Origin of the sequence: Vibrio sp. MM46 (assembly GCF_027587135.1) — a bacterium.
GTDB lineage: Bacteria > Pseudomonadota > Gammaproteobacteria > Enterobacterales > Vibrionaceae > Vibrio > Vibrio harveyi.
On sequence record NZ_JAPPTO010000056.1, the window covers coordinates 1 to 5,542 of the forward strand.

4 protein-coding genes and 3 pseudogenes are annotated in these 5,542 nt (G+C 43.7%); 2 read left to right on the forward strand and 5 right to left on the reverse strand.

Going from position 1 to position 5,542, the window contains the following annotated elements:
• The 5 genes and pseudogenes from OH459_RS27570 to OH459_RS27590 all read right to left on the reverse strand — a co-directional run.
• Nucleotides 1-318, reverse strand: a 318-nt coding sequence (locus OH459_RS27570) for a hypothetical protein (RefSeq protein WP_269989754.1), incomplete at its 3' end; no start/stop codon positions are given.
• Nucleotides 319-886: 568 nt separating this feature from the next.
• Nucleotides 887-1,330, reverse strand: a pseudogene (locus OH459_RS27575) (lytic transglycosylase domain-containing protein).
• A 449-nt stretch (nucleotides 1,331-1,779) separates the two neighbouring features.
• Nucleotides 1,780-2,115: a hypothetical protein gene (locus tag OH459_RS27580; RefSeq protein WP_017191406.1), complete on the reverse strand. Its 336-nt coding sequence runs from the start codon at nucleotides 2,113-2,115 to the stop codon at nucleotides 1,780-1,782.
• A gap of 80 nt (nucleotides 2,116-2,195) precedes the next feature.
• Nucleotides 2,196-2,582, reverse strand: coding sequence for a DUF7659 family protein (locus OH459_RS27585; RefSeq protein ID WP_053050952.1), 387 nt, complete (start codon nucleotides 2,580-2,582; stop codon nucleotides 2,196-2,198).
• Nucleotides 2,583-2,608: 26 nt separating this feature from the next.
• The gene (locus OH459_RS27590) at nucleotides 2,609-2,860 is read right to left on the reverse strand and encodes a hypothetical protein (protein WP_029790196.1); all 252 of its coding nucleotides are present in this window, start codon (nucleotides 2,858-2,860) and stop codon (nucleotides 2,609-2,611) included.
• A 737-nt stretch (nucleotides 2,861-3,597) separates the two neighbouring features.
• Between OH459_RS27590 and OH459_RS27595 the strand changes: the two are divergent.
• Nucleotides 3,598-4,835: pseudogene (locus OH459_RS27595) on the forward strand (IS256 family transposase).
• Between the two features lie 28 nt (nucleotides 4,836-4,863).
• Nucleotides 4,864-5,306: pseudogene (locus tag OH459_RS27600) on the forward strand (transposase); the annotation flags it as partial.
• Nucleotides 5,307-5,542 lie beyond the last annotated feature (236 nt).

The window sequence follows — 5,542 nt, forward strand, 5'->3', positions numbered from 1 at the left end:
ATCTATGTCAGCTTTGATCTGCTGCCTTACTGGCTTGGACTCTTTTTGATCACGATATAGTTTTTCTCCATCAAAGGTTTGACCATGAATAACTTCACCTATGGCAGAACTGCTCCTCACCACCCGATAAATCTCTTCCATCAGTTCACGGTTCGACGGTCTATCGTCGTCACTATCATTCAACTTAATACGTAATGCCAGTGTCAAAAGCTGACGCACAGCATCGGCATCGCTCAGCCTTTCTCGCTTTTGAAATTTACGAAAATCCTGCTCTAACGTCCCTTTGATTGTTGCTTGTAGCACAGTGCTTCTTGCCATTTTTAGATTTTTCCCTTCGAATTTCGTTAATACGATTTAATGCATTATCCAATACAATTCCATATTTACGCAACATAAAAATTCTTCTCAGAGCTTACCACCAAAGGGCTAAATTGAAATCAAATACAATAGTATTAATTTTTAACTCAAATCAGCTACAGCCCTTAACACACTTGGTTTAAATGGAAATCTAATACGATCAACATATTTTCAAATACGATTCCAGCGGCTAATTAGTTGAGATTTTGAAAATTTTTTTGATGGTCATTTCGCCTTAGCGCATCTTTGTAACTCATTGTTTTTATTGCCTTTATATTTTTCACAGACAACCATTCGCATTGAAATCAATGCGCCGTGGGGTGTGGTCGCTTTCGGAGAAAGAGAAAAGTCAGGATGACAACATCAGCATTCAGTGGATCGACTTGGGAACAATTGACCAGCGCAAAGCTAAAAAGCCGTACCCATGGCGACTGAATAGGGGGCTGCTGGAAGGGTCAGACGTAAGAACGAAGAGAGAGCAGGAAGAGCTGACGGCAACCCTCATTGCACCACAATGGTGCAATGAGGGTTATTTAACTTTTGCGGAATAATAAACAGATTGGACTTTTTGGATGTATATTTTTCTGGCGTTCTCAGTACGTTTAGAGAAGCCAGCATTATAAGCGCCTACGCTATTCCAGTTATAACCATGAGTAGCAAAGTTCGTACTTAATACCCAAGCACCTAATTACACGTTAAAACACGGCTCATAGATATTCTGCTCGTTCACATTAAACTCAGCAAGTTTGCTAAACCAGCTTGAGTTAATTTGCATCAACCCAAAATCACGGCTAGTGATCTTACCCACAGCGTTTTTATTTTCGTTATAAGCAGTCGGATCAAGGCTACTTTCAACTTGAGCAATCGCCCTTAATAAATCTGCTGACACATTATAATATTGTCCAGCCTCATCAAAACAAAAAGCGGACGCTTGAAAGGGAACTAGGAAAACAAAGATCATTTTAAATTTCATAACACAACCACAACAAATGACATAAATAAATGCAGAAACTCAAAGCAGTTTACCATGAGGAGCGGCGTGACGAGTAGAGAATGCGCTCACGAAGTGAGTAAGAAGCACGATAGCAGTATAATAGAAATCTAAAGAAAGGTTCAAAATTCACCATACCACAAAATACCCTCCATCCTGCTAGACCTTAATGACTCGATAATTAAAACAAGCTCATTATTATTGTGATAGTTCCACAATACTGACAACACAAAATGAGGGTTATAGTCGGATGACAAAGAAAAAACAGCGTGTTCAGCGAGCACTTATTAATATCACACCTATACTCGCTTTAGCCTCATCGTTTATTATGAATAAGTGCGAGTCGATTTTTAAAACCTAAACGAAAAATCAGAAAATCAAACGCAAAAAATCCAGTCATTGACTGGATTTGGTTTTAGTTGATTTTATGATTAGTATTCATGCGGTAATAATACCGTCGTCACGCTGCGATCCCACTCGGTAATGATCCAAATCTGTTTATCGCACAATCGATAGCCTGACATAATGCGCTCACTTGTTTTTGTGGCTTCGTCATTTAAAATCTTATCTTCAATTGGCATATTCCCCCAATCACCATTTTGGTGACGCATTAAACAGACACGCAGACTTGCGCCGATATTTTCACGTAATAGAGCGTCAATGCCTTGGGTGATCACCACCTTGCCTAAATCAAAGGGCTCGGCTGTACAAACGTAAGTTTGTGCTTTCAATTGTTCTTCGGTTGGGATAGTATTTAACTCGTTCATTTTTAAATCCTCATATATTTAAGTTATGGACACTGCCTAGATATTTGTTCGAGCAAATATCTAGGTGTTTTTATATGTGCTTAATACACATCTTCGGTTTTACGGATGTGGTTGAACACCTCGTAAACTTCATCGTATGAAACGTTGTAGCCTGTGAGCCTTTCAACGCAGTCACAAATATCATTGGTGTAAAAACACTCGTGATTAAATAGCTCACGGCGGATGATGGCTTTGATGCCATTTTCGGCAATATCTTGCGCAATCGCATCCTTTTGGATCTCGTCTAGCTTTTCGACTAAAGCACTCGCATTACTCTCTGGCACGATCATGCCAAAACCAAGGGAAACGTATTTGATCCCCTCTTTTTTTGCTGCTGCAAACTGCTCATTAGAAAAGGCAAAGAATGCGCCGAACTCGTCAAAGGCTCGGGTTTGTTTTTCACTTGTGTAATCTGATAGATATTTCATTGTTATGCCTCTGTGGGATGGTTTGATTAAATACGATTAAGGTCGATACATGCAGTAGCGGTACAAACATAATTCAAAGGGTTACATCTAATATGGCGAACAGGCTTTCTCTTCAATCCATGAATTTCTCTTAATCGGTCTAAAATTTTCAGATCACGTTGACGCTTGCGCTGAACCAAAGAGAAATCATTTTTAGGAAGGCTTTCGCGCTCCAACGGCGAGACGTTGGTCGCTGTTTGGCATTTAGAGAGAGTTAGGGTTGAGTTTTGTTGCGCCATATCGAGTTTCCTTTTTGTTTGAGTATCACTTTCCGGAGCCGCTTAGCTGTCCGCACTCACAACATCGTTCTGGCTTGACAAGGGGCTAGTAGCCCTTAGCAGCTTGCTGCTTTAGGGATACAGCGCGAAGCCTCCCTTGCAGGCAGGTTGTGTTGAGAGAAGGTTAAACAGCTTGCGAGCCCGTAATGTGATGCGAGTAGAAAGGAAAATCGGCGCATAAAAAACCAACCCTTACTCGAACTTAATGTCAGGCAGTGAAAGGCAACGAGGAGGCACGACGAGGCGCAGCTACGCAGTAGCGGAGGCGTTCAGGATTGAAGCGATATCCTTGCAGATAGGGGCTTTAGAGCTTCACGCCCTGGGAAGGCACTTGTGACTTTTCAGGGAGATGAAGATCTTAGCCCATAGATGGAAGATTCTAGCGAAAAGCCCTGCCCGAAGGGTAACGCCCAAGTCGAACCCAATATCGAGCATCGGTTGCAACTGGAAACTGCGCCAACATAGACCGACCATCACCAGCAAGGCTGAAACCAGCACTCTAATTTAAACCCAGCTAAACAATACCCCCTGTTCAAAAAAGTCTGCCGTGGTACATCAGTCAATTAAAACCTCGGGAAAGATACTTTCTTGACAACCAGAGAGCTATGCTGATTTCTGGTGTATGGAAGAGAAAGGAAGTTGCGGTGTAATCTGTTGATGCTGTTCTCCCCAGAACGATTAACAGATAGGCACTCCGCATGACTGATAATACTGTTGTTTCACTGAATACACCACAAGACCCACTTACTGAACTGATACGCCAGGGGGCTAGAGATTTGATTACACAGGCTGTTGAAGCTGAGCTTCAACAGCTACTAGCCCAACATCAGAGTGTAATGGTTGACGGCAAGCAAGCCATTGTTCGCAACGGTTTCTTACCTGAGCGAACCTTGCAAATAGGTGTCGGGGATATCGAAGTGCAAATTCCTAAGGTACGAGATCGCTCAGGGAATGGCGTCAAATTTAATAGCAACTTGATACCACCGTATCTCAGCGAACAAAGAGTGTTGCAACACTGCTCCCGTTACTCTATCTCAAGGGGATATCTACGGGCGATATGTTGCCTGCTCTGGAGTCTCTGCTTGGTAAGGATGCGAAAGGCCTGTCAGCCAACAGCATCTGTCGTCTCAAAGAGCGCTGGTATGTTGAATACGAACAGTGGCGTAAGCGTGACCTCGGTAGACGTGGCTATGTTTACGTTTGGGCTGACGGTGTTTACTGTCACGTTAGGATGGACGATAAGCTCTGCTTACTCGTCATCATTGGTGTCGATGACACTGGACGCAAAGAGGTTCTTGGTGTTCTGGATGGTCATCGAGAGTCAGAAGCAAGTAGGACGGAACTCATTGAGCAGCTACGAGCGCAGGGATTACAGTTAGCACCGAAGCTCGCCATCGGAGATGGCGCGCTTGGCTTCTGGAAAGCGGTTGCGAAGTGCTGGCCTCAAACTGCCCAACAACGGTGCTGGGTACATAAGACAGCGAATGTGCTTAACAAGGAGCCCAAAAGCGTACAACCACGAATGAAGGAAGCACTGCAAGATATCTGGATGGCAGAAACGAGAGATGATGCTTATCACGCCTTCTCTACCTTCCAGAAGCGCTTTGAAGCCAAGTATCCAAAGGCAACCGACTGTTTGGTGAAAGATAAAGCTGAAATGCTGGCGTTCTACGATTACCCAGCAGAGCTCTGGGTTCATATCAGGACAACCAACCCAATAGAATCGATGTTCGCCACAGTACGTTTACGCACGAACAAGACAAAGGACTGTGGAAACAGAAAGACTACGTTGATGATGACCTACAAGTAAATGCGTAGTGCAGAGACGAAGTGGCGTCGTCTACGAGGTTTTGCACTCCTAGCGGATGTTGTGAAAGATGTTCGCTTCATCAATGGAGTGAAAGAAATGGAGACTCATCAACAGGCTACTGCATGATCTCCACACACCACATTTGACAATAGCTCACCTGAAGCGCCCGCCTATATCGGCATCGAGGTTACGCCACTACAGTGGCGGCACCGTTGTGTTTAAATATCTCGACCATCGAGACGGCAAGCACAAAACAAAAACGCTAACGCAAGAAGAAATGATATTACGGTACGTGGGTCATATCCCACAGCACCATTTTAAAATGGTGCTTTATTACGGTTTTCTATCCAACAGAAAACGAGGGTCCTACTGCCTCTGGTGTATTTAGCTTTGGGAGAGAAAGCACCAAAGCAGCCAGAGCTACTCACGTATGCGAAGCAATACAAAGGCTTTGCAGGTAACGCCCCGTATAAGTGTGTGTTGCGCGGATGCAGAGTGGTGTTTACATGTTTTACAGCGGGCTCAAAAAATCATGAGCGGTTGGATAGTCGCCGGATGAACATGCGCGAATCGCGACGGCTTGGCGTACCTGCGTAGGATAGGTCTATCTAAAATCAATAAATTAGGTGCAAAAACGACCGTGATTAGCGGATTAAATCATCATTGGTTCAATTTATCTTTAGGGCAATTACATCCAAAACGCTTCGCTACCTCCTAAACTTGCTTAATGGTTAGGATTGAAGTTCCTAACCATCAAGTTAGCTGGCAATATAACAACGCGCGTAGCAAAACCCGCAGTGTCTACCCAATTGGTTAGATTAGATATCTTTAAA

Excerpts from the sequence above, each read along its gene's own strand:
- OH459_RS27580 (WP_017191406.1), bottom strand. The coding sequence starts at position 2,115 with ATGAACGAGTTAAATACTATCCCAACCGAAGAACAATTGAAAGCACAA.
- OH459_RS27585 (WP_053050952.1), bottom strand. The coding sequence starts at position 2,582 with ATGAAATATCTATCAGATTACACAAGTGAAAAACAAACCCGAGCCTTT.
- OH459_RS27590 (WP_029790196.1), bottom strand. The coding sequence starts at position 2,860 with ATGGCGCAACAAAACTCAACCCTAACTCTCTCTAAATGCCAAACAGCG.